This window comes from Streptomyces soli, from assembly GCF_003999195.1.
In the GTDB taxonomy this organism is placed as follows: domain Bacteria; phylum Actinomycetota; class Actinomycetes; order Streptomycetales; family Streptomycetaceae; genus Actinacidiphila; species Actinacidiphila soli.
In genome coordinates this window covers 62,175-81,410 of the sequence record NZ_RJVR01000333.1, presented here as the reverse complement: position 1 = coordinate 81,410, position 19,236 = coordinate 62,175, and the positions used below count along the sequence as shown (strand labels likewise).

General features: G+C 67.8%; 15 protein-coding genes. 11 read left to right on the top strand and 4 right to left on the bottom strand.

Annotated features, from left to right (window positions below; genetic code table 11):
* The first annotated feature begins 237 nt into the window (after window positions 1-237).
* Window positions 238-531 carry a hypothetical protein gene (locus EFK10_RS40330; RefSeq protein WP_127360615.1) on the top strand — a complete coding sequence of 98 codons (294 nt, stop codon included), beginning with the start codon at window positions 238-240 and terminating at the stop codon, window positions 529-531.
* Between the two features lie 1,025 nt (window positions 532-1,556).
* Here EFK10_RS40330 and EFK10_RS53630 read toward each other — a convergent pair.
* Window positions 1,557-1,760, bottom strand: a complete 204-nt coding sequence (locus EFK10_RS53630; protein ID WP_407647238.1) for a helicase associated domain-containing protein — start codon at window positions 1,758-1,760, stop codon at window positions 1,557-1,559.
* Window positions 1,761-2,101: 341 nt separating this feature from the next.
* Between EFK10_RS53630 and EFK10_RS40320 the strand changes: the two genes are divergently transcribed.
* Window positions 2,102-2,698: an arsenate reductase/protein-tyrosine-phosphatase family protein gene (locus tag EFK10_RS40320; RefSeq protein WP_127360614.1), complete on the top strand. Its 597-nt coding sequence runs from the start codon at window positions 2,102-2,104 to the stop codon at window positions 2,696-2,698.
* Window positions 2,699-2,714: 16 nt separating this feature from the next.
* Here EFK10_RS40320 and EFK10_RS40315 read toward each other — a convergent pair whose 3' ends face one another.
* On the bottom strand, window positions 2,715-4,544 hold the full coding sequence (locus tag EFK10_RS40315) for a DUF4012 domain-containing protein (RefSeq protein WP_127360613.1): 1,830 nt from the start codon (window positions 4,542-4,544) through the stop codon (window positions 2,715-2,717).
* Window positions 4,545-5,444: 900 nt separating this feature from the next.
* Entirely contained in the window at window positions 5,445-6,053 is a 609-nt protein-coding gene (locus tag EFK10_RS40310; protein WP_127360612.1) for a sugar transferase, read from the bottom strand.
* Between the two features lie 199 nt (window positions 6,054-6,252).
* On the opposite strand from EFK10_RS40310, the gene EFK10_RS40305 reads away from it, so the two are divergent.
* The 9 genes from EFK10_RS40305 (at window position 6,253) to EFK10_RS40270 (ending at window position 17,019) form a co-directional block, all read left to right on the top strand.
* Window positions 6,253-7,260: a UDP-glucuronic acid decarboxylase family protein gene (locus tag EFK10_RS40305; protein ID WP_206305786.1), complete on the top strand. Its 1,008-nt coding sequence runs from the start codon at window positions 6,253-6,255 to the stop codon at window positions 7,258-7,260.
* Window positions 7,257-8,132: a WecB/TagA/CpsF family glycosyltransferase gene (locus EFK10_RS40300; protein WP_127360611.1), complete on the top strand. Its 876-nt coding sequence runs from the start codon at window positions 7,257-7,259 to the stop codon at window positions 8,130-8,132. Before EFK10_RS40305 ends, EFK10_RS40300 begins: the two co-directional genes overlap by 4 nt.
* A gap of 53 nt (window positions 8,133-8,185) precedes the next feature.
* A complete protein-coding gene (locus EFK10_RS40295) occupies window positions 8,186-9,508 on the top strand; it encodes a nucleotide sugar dehydrogenase (protein WP_127360610.1) in 1,323 nt (440 codons plus the stop codon).
* A gap of 663 nt (window positions 9,509-10,171) precedes the next feature.
* Window positions 10,172-11,440 carry a glycosyltransferase family 4 protein gene (locus EFK10_RS40290; protein ID WP_127360609.1) on the top strand — a complete coding sequence of 423 codons (1,269 nt, stop codon included), beginning with the start codon at window positions 10,172-10,174 and terminating at the stop codon, window positions 11,438-11,440.
* Window positions 11,441-11,502: 62 nt separating this feature from the next.
* Window positions 11,503-11,820 (top strand): hypothetical protein, encoded by a 318-nt coding sequence (locus EFK10_RS48130; RefSeq protein ID WP_164836334.1) that lies wholly within the window; start codon window positions 11,503-11,505, stop codon window positions 11,818-11,820.
* A gap of 243 nt (window positions 11,821-12,063) precedes the next feature.
* On the top strand, window positions 12,064-12,849 hold the full coding sequence (locus tag EFK10_RS40285; RefSeq protein WP_127360608.1) for a class I SAM-dependent methyltransferase: 786 nt from the start codon (window positions 12,064-12,066) through the stop codon (window positions 12,847-12,849).
* A 218-nt stretch (window positions 12,850-13,067) separates the two neighbouring features.
* Window positions 13,068-14,309, top strand: a complete 1,242-nt coding sequence (locus EFK10_RS40280; protein ID WP_127360607.1) for a glycosyltransferase family 4 protein — start codon at window positions 13,068-13,070, stop codon at window positions 14,307-14,309.
* A gap of 133 nt (window positions 14,310-14,442) precedes the next feature.
* Window positions 14,443-15,588 (top strand): glycosyltransferase family 4 protein, encoded by a 1,146-nt coding sequence (locus tag EFK10_RS40275; protein WP_240677773.1) that lies wholly within the window; start codon window positions 14,443-14,445, stop codon window positions 15,586-15,588.
* Window positions 15,589-15,744: 156 nt separating this feature from the next.
* Window positions 15,745-17,019, top strand: coding sequence for an O-antigen ligase family protein (locus EFK10_RS40270; protein ID WP_127360606.1), 1,275 nt, complete (start codon window positions 15,745-15,747; stop codon window positions 17,017-17,019).
* A 490-nt stretch (window positions 17,020-17,509) separates the two neighbouring features.
* Here EFK10_RS40270 and EFK10_RS40265 read toward each other — a convergent pair whose 3' ends face one another.
* Entirely contained in the window at window positions 17,510-18,931 is a 1,422-nt protein-coding gene (locus EFK10_RS40265; RefSeq protein WP_127360605.1) for a lipopolysaccharide biosynthesis protein, read from the bottom strand.
* Between the last annotated feature and the right edge of the window lie 305 nt (window positions 18,932-19,236).

The following is a 19,236-nucleotide window of genomic DNA, read 5'->3' as shown; positions in this document are numbered from 1 at the left end:
CCTCCCGATCTCAAATCAAGATCAGGTTGATATGGATGCCACGAGACAGGTCAGTTTTGATCCGCCGTCAGAGGGTCACGGTTCAAACGACGCCGACAGGCAGGCCCTCCGAAGGTTCCCGCGCCCGACGACACCGTGCTGCGCTGCCTCTCGGCCTTCGGCCCGGCATCGGTGAAGGACATGCAAATGTGGAAAAGCGGTCGGCGCAGCATCTCATCGACATGACCATGATGCGGCGTGATCGCGCTCCCGATCGGCGTGGCCATGTACGCCCTCTTCGCCTTCGTGCCGGAGTTCGTCCAGACTCCGACGTCGACGGGGTACGGATTCGGCGCGAGTGTCACCCAGTCGGGACTCATAGTCCTGTCGCAGATCATCACCATGTTCCTCGCCGGCATGATCACCGGTGGGCTCGCACGGCGGATCGGCAGACGGGCCGTGATGATGCTCGCGGGCTGGCTCGACACTGCGGCCGCCATCGGCCAAAGCCAGCCGGAAGACACGGGGCTGCGGTCGGCTGAGGCGCCGTGACCGGGTGTGGCAACGACGGCTGCGCCAAGGGTGGCAACAACGGCTGCGACAACGGCTGCACCGTCTGCCCCGCCGGTCGTGCGTTTTCCCAGTTCGTGCAGCGTTTTCCCGTGGTGAGTACGCCGACTTTCCTCTCTGCTGCCCTTCCTGCCACTTGGTGCTGATGGTGTGTGGTGGTGGGTGCGGCTCGGGGAACCCCGGCGTCGCTGCGCCGGCTGCGGCTGGGAGAGGCGGCGTCGGCCGTGGCCGCCGCGCTGGGGGGCGTCTGGCGCGCCGTGGTGAGCCGGTGACATCGCTTGCGCCATCACTTGCACGATCACCTGCGCCATTACTTGCACCATCACTTGCGCTGCTCTCTGGGGCAACTCTGCATTTGCGCAGCTCAAGAACGGGTTTTCAGCCGTGCACGTCGCTGACTTCCCCTCTCTGCCGCCCCTCTTGTCCTTGGGTGGTTGGTGGATGTGTGTGGTGGGTATGGGCAGGCGGCGGCGAGGGGGCTGCCGGGCGCTGCGCTGGCTTCTGGGGGTGGCGTCGGCCGGGGCCGCCGCAACGCAAGGGCGGTGGGGCGGCTGGCGGGCGCGCGTGAGCGGCAACGGCGACCTGGCGGTCGCACTCCTGTGACAGCGAACCTTGAGGTCTGCCATCGAAGTCTGGGCGGCAAGGTAGTTGTGCCGGATCGCGGCTAAGGGGCCACTTGTTGGCGTAGTTAATCAGAGGGGGCAACGCGGAGATGGTCCCAAGCTGAAGAACAACTTCGGCAAGATCGCCACCTGCTCCCCGCACCCACGGGGATGGTCCTCAGCGCACGATGCAGTTCACCGTGTCGGGAATCTGCTCCCTGCCCCCGCGGGGATGGTCCCATGCAGTTCAGCCAGGGGATTCCGATGAGGACCTGCTCCCCGCATCCGCGGGGATGGTGCAGCGGCTTGGGTAGGTGCCTCGCGCCCGCCCGCTGGCAGGACGAGACCCCGGGAGTCTGTCAGGACGTTCCAGGGTCTCTTTGTGCACTTCGTTGACCGACAGGCTCAACGAACAGCCGCGGTCGGTGTCACAGCCCATTCGATGCCGAGTTCGGTGAGGGCGACCCGCTGGGGCTCGGTGAGCTTGTCCCGGCGGCTCTTGGTGTTCGACACCCACACCCCGAGCCGGACGGTCAGCGGCTCGGTCTCGTCGACCGCGATCTGTTCGGTATGGCCCCTGGGAACGCGGTGGGTGCCTTCACGTGCGATGTATTGCGCCAGGGCTGCTACGCCTCGCTGGAACGCCTCGGGCAGCTTCCCGGGACCGCCTGCTCTTCTTGGCCGGGGCAGGGGAGGGCTGCTCAGCGGGCTTCACGCCCATCGCGGTCAGCCGCTCCTGCTGTTCGGTAGAGAGCTGCGCCCAATCGCGGGCGTGCCGCTCGATCCACCTCCCCAAAATCTTGCGCGAATTATCCGTCCATGGCGGCGAGGCCCCGTCGGCCGGCCGCCCGAGGATCGCGGACAGCCATGCCGCCGCAAGGGACTTGGCATGCGGTGATGGTCCGGCGGGGCGAACGGACGAACGCGACCTTCGCCGCGATACTGCTGTCATGCCCGACCTCTCCGCCGCTTCGGCCCGCGGCCACTCGCGGCTGCCTTTCCGGGTGCTCATGGTCTGCACAGGCAATCTGCACCGCTCGCCGCTGGCTGAGCGTCTGCTGACGGCCCGCTTGGGCTCGTCCCGGGAGATGTTCCGGGTGAGCAGCGCCGGCACAGTCGCCAGGGTGGGCACCCCCATGGACCCGGTGGCTGCGGCTCTCCTTGCCGGGCTGGGCGGGGACCCATGTGGTGCCGTTGCTCGCCGGCTGACAGTGGATCTGGTGGAGAACGCGGACCTCGTGCTGGGTGCTGCGACGGAGCACCGCGATGCGGCGGTGCGGCTGTCACCCGTGTGGGCGCTGAGGCGGGCGTTCACTTTGCGTGAGTTCGCCAGGCTGCTGCGGGCCGAGGACGCCGACGGGGTGGCCGGGCCCGCGGACCGGGCTGCCGAGCTGGTGCGCGGAGCCGGGGCCCGCAGGGGGGCGGAGAGCCGCGGTGAGGACGATGACGTGGCCGACCCGTACGGTGCACCGGAGCAGGTGGCGCGGTCGTGCGCGAGGCGGATCGCGGAGTCGGTTGAGCGGATCGCAGTGGCTGTGCTGGGCTGACCTCTACCGGCGCCCGTCAACTGCCGCACCGGGGGAAGGGCCTTACGGTGGACTGCAAGGGCCGCACCAGCGGCTGGCGCAGCACGACCGGCGACCGCGTGGCAGGAGGCTCGACCAGGTACAGCTTGAGCGTGTGGGCCGATTGCGCGGGCAGCTCCATGTCCAGGGTGAACACGGGATGCCCGCGCTCCGTGGCCGTGTTGAGCAGCGCGGTTTGGCCGTCCAGCGTAGCCCTGGTCAGGACCGCTCCCGTGCTCGCGAAGTACGAGACCAGCAGCCGGTTGTCCCCCGGCCTGGTGGCGTACGGCGGCTCGTCCACCCTCATGGTGACGTACGTGGGGAGACCGGAAGCCGGGGCCCGGTTGGTGAGCGTGGCCGTCACCGTGATCTCTCGCCCGTCCGGGCTGCACTGCCGCGGCTCCCAGACCAGCTTCCGGTCGAGGTAGTAGTCGAGTTTTGACCCGGCCGCGTTGTTGACGACCAGTCCTGCGAACGGTGCCGGGCCGTCCGGCAGGTCGCCCGCGAAGTGGTGCCGCTGGAGTTCCCGTTGCTCGGGCGGATGAGCGCTCCACACCGAGACTCGACCGTCGTTGAGCTCTTTGCGCAGAGCGGACAGCAAGACAGGCACCTGCCGGCCGTCGGCGGCAAGGAGCAGCTTCGCGGCAGTGGCACTGGCCACCTCGAGGAAGAAACCCTTGCGTTCTGTGGTGTCCGCGAAGGCCGCGTAGCTGGCGCGCTCGGTCAGATCCACCACGTTCCCGGCCGACACGGTGGTGCCGTTGGCCAACCGCGCCGGGCCGGTGACCGCGAGCAGCCCGGCCATCGCGCCAGGATCGAGGGCGATGACCCCGTCGACCTTCTTACCGCTGTGCCGCAACCAGGCGTCGGCCCAGATCTGCGCGGCGTATGGGAAGTGCGGACTGAGGTTGGCATTCACCCAGGTGGTGGTGGGCGCGTTCTGTGCGTACTCGGCGGCGTACTCCTCGCCGAGATCCACTGTTGCGCGGGCGTCGGCCATAACCGTGTCATTGCCGAAGTCCGTAAAACCCAGCTTCCCCTGAGAGGCCGTCAGGACGGCGAACGCGCCGGGCAGCCCTCCGGTACCCCGGGCCTCGGCCGTGTTCTGGAAGATCACCAGATAGCGCCGTTCGCCCTCCGCGCCCATCATCGCGGGAAGCACGCGCGCCGCCGCGGCGGCTTCGGCTGTGGCCGGCGCGAGCCGGTCGAGCTGACCGTTGAGCTGCGTAAGAGCCCGGTCCGCGGGCGGCAGCCAGGTGTTGCGCGGCAGCGTGGCCGACCGCTTACGCGTGTCGGACGCCATGCGCGCGGCGCGTTCCAGTTCGGGAGCCGCCCGGCGCAGCGCGGCGAGGTCGATGCGGCTGCCGCCCGCCCGCGCATCGGCGGTAAGGCCGTCCGCGAGGCGTACCAGCGGAGGAAGAACGTCCGCTGAGACGCGATGGCCGGCCCACGCTGCCCCGCGCACGGTACGCACAGGGTCGCCCAGGACGGGGATCTGCGCCGCCAGATACCAGGCCGGGCCGGTGGTGTAGAGGTGTGCCCGGGCGGCATGGGTGGCGGCGGAGCGTACTTCGGGCGCCAGCGAGCCGAGGCCCCGCGCCCCGGCCGCCGACGCGCTCGCCGTCTTGACGCTTTGCAACGCGGCCAGGCTGCGTTGGGCGGCCAGCAGCTCGTTGCGGGCCAGCACACCGGTGACCGCGACCCATGCGGCTCCGGCGAGCACCAGGCCCACAGCGCCCCACAGCAAAGGCCGGGCCCGGCGACGAAGGCGTCGCCGGGCCCGGCCGTCGCCGTCGGCCTGGTCGCGAAATCTGCGGCTGCGGGCCATCACCGTCGTGTGCTCCGCCTCATCCGCGCCGTCCGCGGCTGCCTCGGCGTCGGAGCACCAGCCTGCTGCCGCCGAGCGCCGTCAGTGCGGCGACTGTACCTGCCAGGGCCAGACGGCTGCCGGAACCCGGTTCCGACTGCGTGACCCGGTGGGCCACCGGATCCGCGTGGATCCTCGTCGCGGACACTCCCGTCGCGCTGCCCGCTTCCCCGGCACGATGGCCGAAGTGGCCGGGCCTATGATGCAGACGCCTGACAGTGACGGGGGCGGTCAGCACGGAGCTCTGGCCGCTCACGGAGAAGACGTAGCGGCCATGCGCGCTGCGAGGAATGATCACGCCTCCCCTCACTACGCCGCGCCGGTCAGCTGTGAACATGCCCAGCACGTAGCCCGACGGGTCGAGTCGTGCCGTAACCGGTTCGAACGGGCCGAATCCGGTTGCGACGAAAAACAGCCGACCACCGGCGAACACGAAGTTGGAGCTGATGACCAGAGAACTGACATGCGGCGGATAGGGGTGGGGGTGGGGGTGGGGGTGCGGGTGCGGATAGGGGTGCGGGTGCGGGTAGGGATAGGGGTCGGGGTAGGGGGGAGGGAAGGCGGTCGGTGCAGCCACCGCCTCGGAGGGGACGGCCTGCGCCGCCACCGCCCCAGTGGGGACAGCGAGTAGGGCGGCGACCAATGTAGCCACCGCTACGCGCCGAATCGAAGGTATAGGCATCGTGACCAGGCTCCCTCGACGGAGGTCAGGCCCAGCAGTCAGTGCTGCTGGGCAGGCAATCAGGACACGGGGATACATACGGAATCGCGGGCTGCGGGTAACACTTCGAACGGCATATTCCTCCGAAGGGCGGAACAGAACGCGCCCCCAGGGAAGGTGGTTGCGCGCTTCGGCCCCGCTCAGTAAGCGCCGTCTCCCCGCAGCACCGCCGCCGGGGTCCGGGCCAGGATGAGCAGGTCAAGCCGGAGCGACCACGTGTCGACGTACGTCAGGTCCAGACGCAGGCTCTCGTCCCAACTCAGGTCGGACCGACCGCTGATCTGCCACAGCCCGGTAAGGCCAGGACGGACCAGTAGCCTGTGGCGTGCCTCCCCGGTGAACGCCGAGTCCTCCAGCGGCAGTGGCCGCGGGCCGACTAGTGACATGTGGCCCATCAGCACGTTGAACAGCTGTGGCAGCTCGTCCAGTGAGAAGCGGCGAAGCCAGCGACCCGTGCTGGTGATACGCGGGTCCTCGCGGATCTTGAACAGGTGCCCGTCGGTCTCGTTGCTGGCGGACAATGCCTGGCGCTGCCGCTCGGAACCGACCCGCATGGTGCGCAGCTTCAGCACGAAAAATTCCCTGCCGTGCCGCCCCGTCCTGCGCTGCCGGAAGAGCACGGGGCCGCGGCTGTCGAGCCTGATGGCGACAATCGCGGCGAGCAGGACCGGGGCCAGCAGCACGATGAGGACCGCCGCCCCCATGACATCGACGACCCGCTTGACCGTTTCGGCGCCTGATCCGAGCATCCTGACCTCTCCCTACTGCCTAATGCCGAGCTGGGACATGAACCGCTCCGACGGCGGGTCCGCTTCATCCATTCGACGCTGCGGCCTCGCGCATTACCGACATTTGAATATAAACATGGCGTCAGTTCGAGTTCCTTCATTGACACTTCGGATCGGCCGGTAGGGGTGGGACGGGCCGCCCGGCGGCGAGAGGACTGGCATGCGTGCAGTAGTGACCGGCGGAGCCGGGTTCATCGGCTCCCACCTGTGCGAGCGATTGCTCGCCGAAGGCGGTGATGTGGTGTGTGTGGACAACTTCCTGACGTCCGGTCTGCACAACATCGAACAGTTGATGCAGCATCCGCGATTCCGGTTCAGCTACCGGGACGTCTGTCAGAGCCTGGACGTGGACGGCCAGGTGGACGCCGTATTCCACCTGGCCTCACCTGCTTCGCCCACGGATTATCTGAGGCTGCCCCTGGAGACCCTGCGCGTCGGGTCGGCAGGCACCTGGAACGCCCTGGACCTGGCGGCTTCGAAGAACGCCCGATTCCTGCTGACCTCAACCTCCGAGTCGTATGGCGACCCGCAGATCCACCCGCAGACCGAGGACTACTGGGGCAACGTCAACCCGGTGGGACCGCGCTCCGTCTACGACGAGGCCAAGCGATTCGGTGAGGCGCTGACCATGGCGTACCGCAGGAGCCGCGGGGTGGACGCCAAGGTCGTCAGAATCTTCAACACCTTCGGCCCCCGCATGCGCCCCGACGACGGCCGGGCCATCCCCACCTTCGTCCGCCAGGCGCTGGAGGGGGACCCCCTCACGGTCACCGGCGACGGCGCCCAGACCCGGTCCCTGTGCTACGTCGACGACCTGGTGAGCGGACTGGTCCAGATGATGGCCGGCGAGCACGGCGGCCCGGTCAACCTGGGCAACCCGCACGAGGTCTCCATGCTCGACCTCGCCCGGTGGATCATCGAGCTCACCGGCTCGTCCTCCGACATCCAGTTGGTGCCCCGACCGCAGGACGACCCCGAGAAACGCCGCCCGGACATCACGCTGGCCCGCGAAAAGCTGGGCTGGGAACCGAAGACCCCCGTCGAACTGGGACTGCGCGAGACCATCCTCTGCCTGAGCAACCGGCTGAGCCAGGACGCCCCAGCCGGGCAGCACGGCACCGCAATCCCCGTACCCGAACAGGGGCTCACCGCGGGAGTGCACTCATGACGGTCCTGGCATGCACCGCGTCCGACCACATCGGCGTTCCCGTCGTCGGCTGCCTCGGCGTACCCATCGCCGCCCACACCCGCGAGAGCGCCGCCCGCCACGTCATCCATCTGGCCCAGCACCACCGCAGCGCCCGCTCGATCGCCCCCGTTCGCGGCAGCGATGTACACCTGTGCAACGCCCACACGCTCGCCCTCGCCGACCGCGACCCGGAACTCCACGACATCCTGCGCCGCTCCGCACTCAACCTCCCCGACGGCCAACCCGTCGTCTGGGCCAACCAACTGCTACACCGAGGGACGCTCTTGCCCACCACCCGGGTGTACGGCCCCGACCTCTTCCTGGACGTATTCGCCCTCGGACGGGACGCCGGACTGCGGCACTACCTGCTCGGCTCCACCCCCGAGGTCCTGGACGCCCTGCAGCGTGAACTGCGCCGCCGCTTCCCCCTCGCGCGTATCGCCGGCGCCTGCTCCCCGCCCTTCCGCCCTCTGAGCCCCGGCGAGCTGCACGACCAGCAGCAGGACATACTCGCCTCCGGCGCCGACATCGTCTGGGTAGGCCTCGGCACCCCCAAACAGGACCTCCATGCGGCGGAACTCGCATCGTCCCTCCCGGTCGTATGCGCCGCCGTCGGCGCTGCCTTCGACTTCGTCGCCGGGCACAAGCCGCAGGCGCCCTCGTGGATGCAGCGCGGCGGCCTCGAATGGACCTTCCGGCTCGGCTCCGAGCCCCGCCGCCTGTGGCGCAGGTACCTGTTCGGCAACGCGCGGTTCCTGTGGGGCGTGGCCCGTCAGTCCATGGGGACGGCAGCGCGGCAGGCCGGGTCGCCCCTCCCCGCGGCTGCCCTCGCTGTGGAGAACACCTCATGACGGCCGTCCTCGCCCCAGATGACGGCAACGCCAGACTGAAGGGATTGGATACCATGCATGTCGGCGACGAGCGGACCGCCGGACAGCCAAGAAAGCCGGCAGCCCCCGAACGAGTCCGGGCGGCCGTACTTGGCCTGGGCTACGTGGGCCTGCCCGTGGTCCTGGCCGCAGTGGAAGCCGGTGTTGAGGTTGTCGGATTCGACGTGGACGCAGGCCGGATCGCGGTCCTGGAGATGGGCCGGAGCCCGGTCGACACTGTCACCGACGAATCCCTCGGCCGTGCCCTGGCGACCGGGCGGCTCTCGTTCACCAGCAACCCCGACGACCTGGCTGCGGCCACGACGTACGTGATCTGCGTCCCGACGCCGCTACTGGACAAACTGCCCGATCTGTCCATGGTGACCACCGCCGTCGGGTTCGTCGCGCGGTCCCTTAGCCCCGGCGAACTGGTGAGTCTGGAGTCGACGACCTACCCGGGCACCACCGAGGGGCTGGTGGCCGGCCAGATCGAACAGATCTCGTCCCTGGTGGCCGGCCGGGACTACAACCTCGTGTTCTCCCCGGAACGGATCGACCCGGGCAACCCGGAATTCGGACTGGGCAACACGCCCAAGATCGTCGGCGGAGTCACCAAGGAATGCACGGCAGCGGGGACCACCTTCTACCGCAGGCTGGTCGACCGCGTGGTCCCCGTCTCGTCCCCCAGGGAGGCCGAGACGGCCAAGCTGCTGGAGAACACCTTCCGGCACGTCAACATCGCACTCGCCAACGAGATGGCCGTCTTCTGCCGCGAACTCGGCATCGATCTGTACGAGGCGATCGGCGCCGCGGCCACGAAGCCCTTCGGGTTCATGCCCTTCTACCCCGGCCCAGGGGTCGGGGGCCACTGCATTCCTATCGACCCGGCGTACTTTTCCTGGCGAGTGCGCCAGCTCGGCCTCTCCTTCCGGTTCGTCGAGCTGGCGACGGAGATTAACGACCGCATGCCCGCGTACGTGGCCTCGCGGATCGCGGAGATGCTTAACGCGGTGCGGAAACCGGTCAACGGCGCCTCCATTGTGCTCGTGGGAGTGGCCTACAAACGCGAGATCGGCGATCTCCGGGAGTCGCCGGCCTTCTCCGTGGCGAAGCGGCTCATGCGCTCCGGCGCAGAGCTGAGCTGGCACGACCCCTATGTGTCCGAATTCGTCGTCGACGGCCGGCCCCTCCCCGAGGTCAAGTCACTCGGCCGGGACAGCCTCTCCGGCGTGGACCTGGCCGTCCTGCACACGGACCACTCATGCCTCGACTTGGACGAGCTGGTCCGCAACGCGCCCCTGGTGCTCGATACGCGCGGGGCGCTGAAAGAATGCGGTGATCACGTGGAGGGTCTGTGACGGAGACACTCCCGGCCCAGGGAGCGGTTGGGAAGAAGAGGTGCTGAAGCGGCGCCGCGGGAGCCCGGGTGCCAGTGCCGAACCGGATCTTGGCCGGCGGCTTCGCCCCGGGGCGGGGTGTCCGGGGTCGGTGCGCCGGTGAGTGCCTGACGTGCCGGCTGCACCGCCAGAAAGACACTGGGAAGGTGGTCGCACGGACTGGAACGACGCAGCCGCTCCCTGGGTCCTGCGGCCGGCCTTGTCCCGCTCCGCTGTTGCCTGCGAACGGGGGAATCTGCCCCCGGTTCGGAGCAAGAAACCGCACAAGACCGTGGAATGCCCCCTCCCTGCGGATATACGGCGCATGTACACGGTCGCGGTGCCGACTTCTGGCAGCCGACCTTCGCCACGCCCGGTCTGGTCTCCCGGCCGGGCAGCCGAGAGGACCTCCATGCACGCGGTAGCGATCAGTCCGACCCGGACTTCCTGTTCCTCTCCGGACTGGTGCTTCATGACGCAGCGGGTCCTGATTGCCGGCTGCCGCCACGTGCTGAACGCTATGCCTGCCTCATCGGCTGAGGCCCGCCCGGCACGCGTCGACGTAACGCTTCCCTCTTGCGGGCAGGCCGGCTCGTGACGACGGCTTACGCCAGCGGCCAGCAAGGCCGTCGGGGACCGGGTGCGGTGCAGGAACTGCGCATCGTGCTGGTCTCATACGCCTGCGACCCGAGCCGAGGCACCGAACCCGGCATGGGCTGGGCCTGGGCGGAAGCGCTCGCGGGACGTGGGCACACCGTGGAACTACTGACCCACCCCAACCGCGACAGCGTGCGGCACATCGCCCAGCGGATCGAAGAGCTCGGGCCGGTGGGGAAACGCGTCAGACCCCATCTCGTCCCGGGCCCTGCCGACCCCGGCTGGACCCGGTTGCTTCCCGGCGGGCTACGCGGCCAGGCTGAGGAGTTTCTGCGCTACGACGGCTGGCAGCGACGCGCCCTGGACCATGCACGCCGCCACGGCCTGGGCCGGGCGCACCTGGTGCACCACGTCTCCTACGGTTCGCTCGAGGGCGGCAGCGCGCTGCGTCACCTCGGGCCACCACTGGTGTTCGGTCCGGTCGGCGGTGGCCAGACAGCCCCGTACAGCCACCGCCGCCATATGGGCGCTGCATACCGACAGGAGGCGCTGCGGGAACTGCTGTGGGTGCGCGGGCTCAGCCACCGCTCCGCCTGCAGGGCGACCCTGCGTGAGGCCGCCGAGGTGCTGACCACCAACCGCGACACAGCACGGCTCGCGCACCGCCTCGGCCGCCCAGACGCCCGCATGATGCTGGCTGACGGCGTCCCGGACGGGCTGGTGCGCGAGCACCCGAGAGACGTCTCAGAGTCTGCCCACCCGCCGACGGTCCTGTGGGTCGGCAGGCTGGTCCCTCGCAAGGCCCCGGGACTGGCGCTGCAGACCTTCGCGCTTCTCCAGGCCGAGATTCCCGATGCCCGCCTGGTGGTGGTCGGTGACGGCCCTCTGCGTGCGGAACTGGAGACCCTTGCCCTGCGGCTGGACGTGGCCGCATCGGTCTCTTTCCAGGGCCAGCTGCCCTGGGGGCAAGTCCTGAAGACCTACGACGAAGCCGATCTGCTGCTCTTCACGAGCCTGCGCGACTCCTTCGGGGTGCAGTCGCTGGAGGCGTGGGCCCGAGGTCTGCCGGTGGTGCACCTCGACCACCAAGGCGTCGGGGACTTCTCCGCGCCCGGCGGAGCGGTCGCCGTACCGCTGGGTGATCCAGAAGATCTGCCGCAACGTCTCGCACACGCGCTGGGTTGTCTGCTCCCCGATGTGCGGGCGCGCAGTCGTATGAGTACTTCGGCGTTGGAGTGGGCGCGTCAGCACACCTGGACAGTCAAATCGGAGCTCGTCGAACAGCTCTACTACTCCGTCGTGGCCGGCCGTGCCTGAAAGCACACCCGGTGCAGGGATCCCACCCGCATTTCGTCCGGGAAACCAGAAAGCGATGGAACATGTCGATCGTGGCAAAGGCATGGTGGGCGACCGGTCACACGGGCCGGCATGCGTTTCTGGTGCCCACCCGATTGGCGGGGCAACGCCAAGCTCACGGCAAAAGCGGCCAGCTGGACCGGGACAGCCTTGCCGGCGTCGACCTTGCCATCCTGCACACGGACCACTCACGCCTCGACCTGGGCGGCCTGGTCCGCCACGCTCCCCTGACGCTCGACACGCTCGACACGCTCGACACGCTCGACACGCTCGACACGCTCGACACGCTCGACACGCGCGGGTCGCTGAGGGACCGCAGAGACCACGTGGAGGGGTTGTAGACGGCCTCGCGGCCGACGGGAACCTCTCGGCGCACTCCGGGAAGTGCGGGGACAGACACGCAGTACCGCGAAACTCCTGTTCGGCGGCAGCACATCTCCATGGCCGCCGCCGATGCGCTCGCCCGGCCCGGCCGCCTCAGCCGAATGCGTGAAGCCCCAGCGATCCCGCCACCGAGTGACCACTGGACGCAGGACCCCGCGCATAGGGTCCCTGTCATGACGGCCACTCCAGCCAAGCCCTCCATGGCGCAGTTGCAGGAACGCGAACACGATGTCGGCCACGACTACGCCAAGGGTTCACCGCACATCCGCCACAGCAGCGTCCGGGAGAGGGTGATTAGCGGCGTACACGATCTCGTGGGCGACGTCATCGACCGGAACGGTGCGTGCCGGGTGCTGGAACTCGGCGCTGGGCACGGCACCTTCACCGATCACTTGGTGGCGGCCGGTGCCGAGGTCGAAGTGACGGAGATGAGCGCGCCCAGCGTGGAGGTAATTCGGCACCGGTTCCGGCACAACCCGAAGGTCACCGTGGTCCACGACCGCGGTGGGGAAGCGGCGCTTGGCGGGGGACCAATCGGCGCCGCTGTGTGCATTTCCGTACTCCATCACATCCCGGACTACCTGGAGACAGTCAAGCGGCTGGTCGAGCGCATCGTCCCGGGAGGCGCGTTCCTCAGCGTCCAGGATCCGCTCTGGTATCCACGCAGGTCGCGGATCTCCATGGGTTTGGACCGCAATGCCTATCTGCTCTGGCGACTTGGCCAGGGTGAACTCCGCCGCGGCCTGGCCACCCGGTTGCGTCGGCTGCGCGGGGTCTACGATGAGACCAACGAGGCCGACATGGTCGAGTACCACGTGGTACGTGAGGGCGTGGACGAGCAGGCGTTGTACGCGCTGCTCGCGCCGGAATTCGAATGGGTGGAGCTGCAACGCTACTGGTCCACCCAATCCGGACTGCTGCAATCGGTTGGGGAACGCCTCGGCCCACCGACTACCTTCGGCATCGTGGCCCGGAACCGTCGCTGACGCTCCACCCTCCCGCTGTGGGGCGTTCGCCGCAGGACAGCATGCCGGTCACAGCCTGGAGCATGCGGAGAGTTCCTTGCGGGGCGTATGCCGGACAGCCTGCGTCGAGCCGCTTCGGGCTGCCGCAGATGAGCCGGTGGGCGGCACCGTCCACACCTGCTTCTCCCCTCGAGGGCGGGTCGGGGCCGATATGCGGTCGAAATAGCTACCATGACAACATGCCTGACATTTCTGTCGAATCGGACTCCCGTGGCCGCCGACTGCACGTGGCTCTCGTCCACAGCGTCTACGGGTCCGAGAGCCCTAGCGGGGAGAACCAGGCAGTCCTCGATCAAGCCCAAGCGCTGCGCTGCGCAGGACATCTGGTCTCCACGGTGGCTGCCCACACGGACGAACTGCAGACCACGACTCTCTACAAGCTGAGGGCAGGCCTGACGGTGGCCACGGGCCTGGGCCGCACCCCTTTGGCCCAGTTGGCCCGTCTCTGCCCGGACGTGGTCCACGTGCACAACCTCTTCCCCAACTTCGGGCGCTCCTGGGTATCGAAGTGGAACGGAGCGATCGTCGCCACCCTGCACAACTACCGGCCGTTGTGCGCCGTCGGCACGCTGCACCGTGACGGCGCCCTGTGTACGCGGTGCCCGGACGGGGAACGGTGGTCCGGACTGAAGCTGGGATGCTATCGCGGCTCGCGCGCCGCGACTCTGCCCCTGTCGTGGGCGAATCGACGCGGTGTGTCAGCCGATCCGCTGCTGCGCCGTGCCGACCGCGTGGTGGTCCTCTCCGAACGCAGCCGGGATCTCTATGTGCGGTTCGGTTTGCCCGAGTCGCGGCTCTCCCTGGTGCCCAACTTCGTCAGTCTCCGGGATCCCTGTGGTCCTGCGGAGTCCGCGGCGGACGAGCCGGACGACACCCGCTGCCGATGGCTGTTCGTGGGGCGGCTGAGCGAGGAGAAGGGCATTCTGCAACTTCTGAGGAACTGGCCGGCGGGAGAGCCGCTCGACGTGATCGGGTCCGGGCCGCTGGACTCGGCCTGCCGCGCTGTTGCCCCCAGGGGCGTACGACTGCTCGGCGCACTTCCGCACCAGGGGCTCACGGCCAGGATGCCTCGGTACACGGGTCTGGTACTCCCCAGTGTCTGTCCCGAAAGCGCAATGCCCCTGGTCTGCCAGGAGGCGTTGGCCGCTGGCCTTCCGGTACTCGCACGGGCTGGATCCGCGGCAGCGGACAGCGTGTGCCGGGACGGCACTGGCGCTGTGTACCGCGGTGACGACGACCTGCCGGGTGCTCTCGCCACGGCGCGTGAGCGCTTTCCTTTACTGCGTGAGCATTGTCGACACGTCCACGCCGCGCGCTTCACCGCAAAATCCTGGATAAGGGCGATGGACGCCGTCTACAGGGAGGCCGTACGGTCCTGGGCGAGTTCGTGGACGCCCGACTCCGCGGAGCCAGCATGCTGACAACGCGTGGCGGCCCCCCGCAGCACAGTGTCGCGAGGCTGCGTGTCGTGCGCATCGAACAGGACGCCGCCGCTGCCGTCCGCACGGAACCGATCGGCCGGGGTCGCCCTGGGTCGCGGATGCGGGAGGCACGATGACGTCACGCCGGGTCCTCATCGTGCAGCCGTACATCCCGCACTATCGAGTGCCGTTCTTCCGGCGTCTCGCCGTCGACCTGCACGATCACGGCATCGCACTCTCGATTGCGTATGGCCGACCGACGGGGTTGCAAGTACTGCGCGGTGATATCGGTGCGCTGCCAGGCGCCGTGGCCTTGCCCCAGTACACGTTTCGCCTTGGCAGCCGCACCCTGCAGTGGCGGCGGTTGGGTGACCTTGCTCGCCACTGCGACGCAGTGGTACTGGAGCAGGCACTGCACAACCTCGAGGCGTACCCGCTGCTGACAGGGGCCCGACTGCGCGGCGGTCCAGCCGTCTGCCTGTGGGGTCACGGCCGCACGTACGGCCACCGCCCCACCGCGGCGGTACGTGCCGCAAAGGACGCACTCACGCGCCGCGCCGACTGGTTCTTTGCATACACGCAAGCCGGGGCCCGGCATGTCACGCGGGCGGGGCTGTCCGCCGATCGAGTCACGGTGGTGTGCAATTCCGTCGACACTGCGGCGATCGGTGCCGCCCTCGCTCGGATCACGCCAGGGCACGTGTCGGACTTCCGCGCCCGCCATGGTCTCACCGCAGGCCGTACCGCTTACTTCCTCGGCGGCTTGGACGCGCCCAAGCGAATTCCGTTCCTGGTGACGGCAGCCGAGTTGACTGCCCGTCGGCTACCGGGATTCCGGCTGCTTGTGGCGGGAGACGGCGGGCACCGGTCATTCGTCGAGCAGGCGGCCGCTAGACCCGGCTCGGCAGTGGTCTTCCTCGGTCCAGTTCCGCACGCGGAGGGTAAAGCTCTGCTCGGTGCCGTGTGCGATGTGCTGCTCATGCCCGGGGCGGTGGGCCTGACTGCGGTGGACTCCCTGGCGCTGTCAACGCCGATGATCACCACGCCCGGTGCGGCGCATGGCCCCGAATTCGATTACCTAGCACACGGTCGGAACGCACTCGTCGTCCCGGGCGGGGAAGCCGAGTTCGCCGACGCGGTAGTGTCGCTGCTCGCCGACCCGGGTCGACTCTCTGCGCTGCGCAGCGCCGGCCAGGAGGACGTGACGCGCTACTCCAGAGAAGCCATGAGCGCCCGCTTCACGGATGGACTGGTCCGAGTGCTCAGTACTCGGTGCTGACGGTGCCGCAATCGCTCATTCGGCCATTGCACCGTCGTCTGGAGAAATCCCCGGCCGGGCGGCTGCGTTCCCGAGGGAGAATAGGCCGAGAGCCCCTCAACACGCTGCTGTCGTACGCGCAAGCTGTTTGTGTTTTGCGTTCTGTAATCTGTCAACATGTCAGATCTGGGCCAAGTGCATTTCTCGGCGCGGCGTCAGCGGCCCCGCCTTCCATTGATCGTCACAGCGACCTTCTGGATGCTCATCGGTGGAGGCCTCGTAGGCGTAGGTTTGAACGCTCCAGTGACAGTCCTGATGTTTCTCACTGCCATGTTCGCCCTGCCGTGCGCCACGCTCCACAGGCCCGGACCGAGTGTCGACTGGCTGGAACCACTCAATCCGAGGCGTGCCCGAGTGCCTCTGTCACTGCGAGTCCTGGCCCTGTGCGTGTTAGCCTCCGCGATCCAGCAGCACACCCGAAGCGGCGCACAGGTCTGCCTGGTGCTTCTGTCGTTCGTTGCCCTGATGGCGCTCGCCGCTGTGTGGGCCACGGCAGGGTCTCCGTTGCTGCTCCTCCGGTGTGTGCGGGCGGCAGCCGTCGTTGGGGCTGTCAGTTACTTGGCGACTGTCGCTCTGTACGGACCCGGCAGCAGCGGGTTCTACGCGGCCCGCGCCTATGGTGATTTTGTGTGGATCGGCATGGCCGTGGCTGTACCGCTCGCCAATCGGAATCGCAGGGGCTACGTCATCCCCGTGTTGCTGTTCGCCGCCAGCCTGCTCAGCCTATCCCGTACCGCCACGGCGGCGTGCGCCTTGCAGTTGATCGCGCTGGCTGCCAGAAACCGCACCCGCGGTGAACTCGGAAAGCTCATCCTGTTCGCCGCAGTGACGATCTGCGGGGCCTTCTTGCTGTTCACTCGTTTCCAGCCACTACGGAATCGGTTCATTGACAACGACGGCAGCGGATTGGCGGTCGGTACCTCCGGTCGGTCACGGCTGTGGTCGATTACCTGGAATTCGATCCGGGATTCGCCCTGGACGGGCCACGGCATCGGTAGCGCCGAGCGTCTGATCTCTGCAACCCTGGGGCCGAACCGCGTCACCCACCCCCTCAACGAGTACCTGCGACTCTGGCACGACCTCGGGATTATCGGTCTGGCCTTGTGGGCGTCGGCCATTCTCATCCTTGGTCACGGCGCTTACCGTGCCTGGCGGACAGCTACGAACGATGCTGACCGGGCTGTCCATCAGGCGGCCCTGCTGGCCATTATCGGATTGAGTATCGATGCGATTACCTCCAACCCGCTAATCTACATCTACGTGATGGCACCTGTCGCGGTGATCGTTGGCACCAGCATCGGCCGCGCGAACGCAGTTGACAGGGACGACTCGTCCCTTGACGAGTTCCCGTGCAGGAAGCACCGGGAGTTCCATCCCGGAGGAATGCGGTAGACCAGTGACGCCAGAATGAGAGTGTGCCGCGTGGCGCGCTCGGCTTCTCCTACGAGGTCCCAGAGGGCGTTTGAGGTCTGCCGTGTCGGCTGTTCGGGCAGCGGCATTGCTCGATCGCAAGGTGTACGGTTTGCGGGTCTCGCGCGTGACAAGACGTCATGGGCGGCTTGAAAGTGAGTGAAGTAAGTGGTTCCGAACAGCAGAGCAGGCGCGGCACCGTTGATCACGTGGCTGTCGAGACCATGTAGTGCTGGACGATGACGGGGTGCTGGACGGAGTTCTTGGTCTTCCGTCTGCAAGCTTGCTAGAACCCGCCGGAGTGAGGCCAGGCGACGGGTCCGGCCGGAAGTCATCGCCTCCCGATGACTCAGCGGCGCTGCGGCTGGGGTAACAGAAACCGGCGCGTGCGCAGGCGGCATAGTCACTCGATGCGGCGCGGAGACATCTCGCCACCGCCGGTCACCGGCCGTACAACGAGGTGTGTGAAGTGTCAGGTGCGAAAGAGGGACTTGCGGAGACTGGGGAGGAAGACGGCGAGGGTGAATGCGACCACCGAGCCGATGACGGGGCCCGGCGCACCGATGAGACGCGCAAGCGGGATGGAGAGGGCTAGATTCACGACAGCCATCAGGCAAACCCTGACCGCCTGGAAGCGCAGGCCCGCCGGGTCGGTCAACCACATGCTCACCGGGTAATAGGCAGCCTGGACAAACATCAGAATTGCGAATGCCGCCATGAGACCGGTGCTCGCATGGATCCGGTCGTGCATTATCCATGAACTCGTCGTAGGTCCAAGCACAATGAGTCCCAGTCCGATGATCAGGCCGCCGACTGCGAAGTACACGGTCAGTCTCACAAGGTCACGGCGGGAGGGCTGTTCCAGGGATGCACGCTGCTGGGCGAAGAGGGTCCACAACGGCAGACCCGCGACGCCGACCAAGCTGGCGGCCGGAGCAAACAGCTGCGCCCCGGAGGAGTAGGCGGCGACAGTGGCTGAGTCGGACACATGGCTGAGCACCAGACGATCGGTCGAGTAGGCGCAGACCGATCCGGCGTTGATGACGGCCATCGGCACCGCGAGGTGGCGGATGCGCGTGCCGGCTCGACGTGATCTGACGCTGCCCACAACCAAGTTCAGCAACGGCATGCTGAGAATACGTCCAGCCCACCACAGGCACACGATGCCCACCGAACACTGCGCCAGAAAGCCTGAGGCGACAAAGGCGACGATCGAGGCGTGCGCGGCAGCGGCTCCCATAACAAGAGCGAGTGTGAACGCACTGCCCGCTGCCTGCACCAGTACGCCCAGGTGAGTGCGGTTCAGTGCAGTCAGAAGGGACCGGCCGAGGGTCAGGGGTAGGCAACAGCCGAAGAGTACGAAGGCAACGGCGACGGAGGCTTCGGTGCCCGGCGCTGCGGCACGGCCGAGCAGTGGAGTCCATGCGTCGAAGAGGGCGGGCACAATACCGAAGGCGGCAACGAAGCCCCCCGCGTACATCAAAGTACGTGCGGCAGAAGTGACCGTACGACGCAGGAGTTCTTGCTCTCCACCATTGCAACGCGCCACCGCTTCCACGATGGCCGCCCCAGCTCCGAAGTCACCTACGGGCAGCAGTGCAGGCAGCGTTGCGGCCAGACTGAAGAGCGCATAACCGGAAACCCCGAAGGAGTCGACCACGGTTCGTGCCGATACCAGCGTGGCGATGGCCGCGATGGGCAGAGTCACCATCTTGGCGCCCGCTGAGCGGGCAACCGCCGACAGGTGGGGTGCTGTTCTCCGCTTTGTGGATTGTGTGGGTTGATCATCCCGCCCGGACGTGACATCCAGATTGCCCACAACGCGGCCGGCTCGCTGCAGCGGCGATTCCGGATGGTCATCGGCCGAATCTTCGGATGGCGTGTATGCCGTCATCGCCGGGCCGGATGCACGAGGCGGGGGTGAGTAAGCATGAGTCCTCGCTTGGTCATCTGACAATGAACAGGGCAAATATACGGTGAGGCTTGGTAGTTTATCGGCGCAGCCGCGCGGGAAACTGGAGTTCAACAGCCGTGTTTGTCACAGTATCGGAGAGTCCTTACGTGGGAAATGCCGCCACTGACCCATGTGGCCGTCAACTGGCCGGACTTCGAGTTTCCGTGCCCCCTCCCGACGGGCGCCCGCTGCACTATGTGGTGAGAGACCTGGTCGCCGAGTTGAGCCGCCAAGGTGCTGTGCCG